The following is a 1308-nucleotide window of genomic DNA, read 5'->3' as shown; positions in this document are numbered from 1 at the left end:
GGTGGAGCTAACCTATGTCCTTCTTCATTAATGTTCATAGCACTGTAAATCGGATAATAGTGTGTAAAATCATAAATTGTATGTAATATCTTTTTCTGTATCCATCAAACTGATTAACCTTTAATGTAGTTTTCGTTTTGAACCTTTTAACTATCGAATCATAATTGTATTAATAATATTTACAAATTTAAAGAACCACGTCCAAGTTTTCACTTGGCGTTTTTACGCTGGGCGAGAAATTCAGTTTTCCTTTCTACAACTCCGTTAAGTTCATTCCAATTCGACTTTTATAAAAAGAATACTTGATGGTTGACTCTCCTCTAAGAGGATAGTTTATAGTTCCTTTTGTAATAAATGAAGGAGGGAACAATATGTATGACCATTTTGAAATAGTTTTAAACGCTGTTAGCAAAACATTTGGCAAAAAGGCAGCCTTAAATAATATGTCTCTTAAAGTGAAAAAAGGTTCTATCTTCGGACTAATTGGTCCAAATGGTGCAGGAAAATCTACTTTGACGAGTATATTAGCTACTTTATCCTTGCCAAATGAGGGTACTGTCAAAATTTCGGATTTAGACGTTGTTTCAAAGGTGAATGAGGTTCGAAAAAAAGTTGGAGTCACATTCCAACAAACAACTGTATTTTCGACTGGAACAGCTTGGGAAAACATATTGATTGCAGGAAAAATGTATGGCATCAGAACTTCAAAAATAATGGAGCGAGGAGAACACCTGTTAAAGGAATTTGATTTGTTCCAAGTATCCAACGATTTGGTTGGTACTTACTCAGGTGGAATGAAAAGAAAATTGGATATTGCAATAAGTTTGCTTCATAAACCTGAAGTTCTTTTACTGGATGAACCTACAGCTGGATTAGACCCAGAGTCAAGAATTACCTTTTGGAAAATAATTACAAAAATTTCTCAAGATGAAGGAACGACAATTTTTGTAACAACACACTATTTAGAGGAAATTCATCACCTAGCAACTGAAATTGCATTGATCAACAATGGAAAGATTCTTGATATTGGGACGCCAAAAGAATTGATCAATAAACTTGCGGCTGATCAAATTGAAATCCACTATCACAAATTAGATTTGGCCAGCATTTATAAAATCGAAGAATATATTTCTGACCTAAAAGAGGTCGTTAGCCACGAAATAAAACCAACAGCATTAACAATTATAACGAGTCATGGACAACAAATATTATCTGAATTATTGAGATACTTAATTCAAAGTAATGTCGAAATTGAATTTAGTGAACTGAAACAGGCAACGTTTGTATTTTGCAAGAGAAAAATACACA

At 33.2% G+C, this 1308-nt stretch carries 1 protein-coding gene; it reads left to right on the top strand.

What is annotated here, in order from left to right; all coding sequences use genetic code 11:
* Positions 1–371: 371 nt before the first annotated feature.
* Positions 372–1308 (top strand): ABC transporter ATP-binding protein (locus D4N35_RS17750; protein WP_120076040.1); only part of this gene is annotated, 937 nt, incomplete at its 3' end.

Source organism: Siminovitchia fortis (assembly GCF_003605365.2).
In the GTDB taxonomy this organism is placed as follows: Bacteria; Bacillota; Bacilli; order Bacillales; family Bacillaceae_C; genus Siminovitchia; species Siminovitchia fortis.
The sequence above is the reverse complement of the archived record's forward strand: the minus strand, read 5'-3'. Positions and strand labels throughout refer to the sequence as shown.